This window comes from Vibrio sp. 970, from assembly GCF_033339075.1.
Genome location: NZ_JAWOTW010000088.1, coordinates 1 through 1,161 on the forward strand (window position 1 = coordinate 1; position 1,161 = coordinate 1,161).

Sequence of the window (1,161 nt, forward strand, 5' to 3'; positions counted from 1 at the left end):
ACTTTACACTTTTTATGATTGAGAGTCGTTCTCTGGTTTGCCATTTACGTTCAGGCTTAGCAGTCGTTTACCTTGTGGTTTTGCGTTGTCGTAGCGCGCTTCAATACCGGAGAATTGTGCCAGACCGTAAGGCAAGGTGTAGCTGTACTCCAACAGTTCTTTCAACTGTGCGCCGTTGAGTTTTACGACGGAAAGTTTATCTGTGAATGGGAAAAGATCCATTATGTTTTCCATCGTTACTGGGCCTTTGTTAAGGTCAATGCGAATACTGCCCGAGCTGATCATACCCACATCTGCTTTAGCGGCTTCGCGCATCATATCTGCTACTAAATTGCCTACGTTGGATTCGCGGTAATAACGTCGGTACGCCGTGTCATTAATGGTTGCCAACTGCTGACCAAGCTCTGGGTATTGTTTGCGAGCATTGGCGATAAGATCGCTGGTTTTCTTGTCGCGTTCAAGCTTGTCTGACTCGACAGGGATCAGTTTTCCGTCCAGTAGTTTTACGTCGTGCTTTTCGGTGTCTACAACGAATTTAGTGTAACCCAAGTATTTACCTTGACCGAAAGTGAGACCGATAACTGTGCCCGTTTTTGGATGCACGACAGGCTTCCATAAGCCATGGTCAGAGTGGCCGCCAAAAATCACATCGACCCCCTTTAGCTTGCCTGCCATGTCGTAATCTTCATCAAAGCCGCGTTGCACTTCAGGATCGGCTTCTTTGTCGGTTTGCATTGGTGCCGTTTTATTTTGGTATGTGCGCACGAACAACATGTCTACTTCGTCGCGGATCTTATCAACCCAGAACTGAGTGGTTTTGATTGGATCGTCGATAGTCAAACCTTTGCGATTACCTTTCCACATGGTGTTGTAGAAGGCATCAACGCCCATTACCCCAATCACACCGACACGAATGCCATCGCGTTCAACAATGGTATATGGCGAAGCAAAAGGCGCATTGTTTTGCTCAAACTTGATGTTGGCGTTGAGCACGGGGTAGGCGGCTCTTGGCATGTTCTCTTTCAAGGTTTGCCAGCCGTATTCAAATTCGTGGTTACCGAGCGTTATCGCGTCGTAGCCCATCGCACTGTACAAATCGAAAGAGAGCTTGCCTTGCGTTTTTTTCGCGAGTGACCCAGTGAAAATGTCCCCCGCATCGAA

General features: G+C 47.6%; 1 protein-coding gene. It reads right to left on the minus strand.

Features of this window, described 5'->3' with window-relative positions:
* Nucleotides 1-12: 12 nt before the first annotated feature.
* Nucleotides 13-1,161 (minus strand): bifunctional metallophosphatase/5'-nucleotidase (locus R7Q11_RS24890; protein ID WP_225466845.1); only part of this gene is annotated, 1,149 nt, incomplete at its 5' end.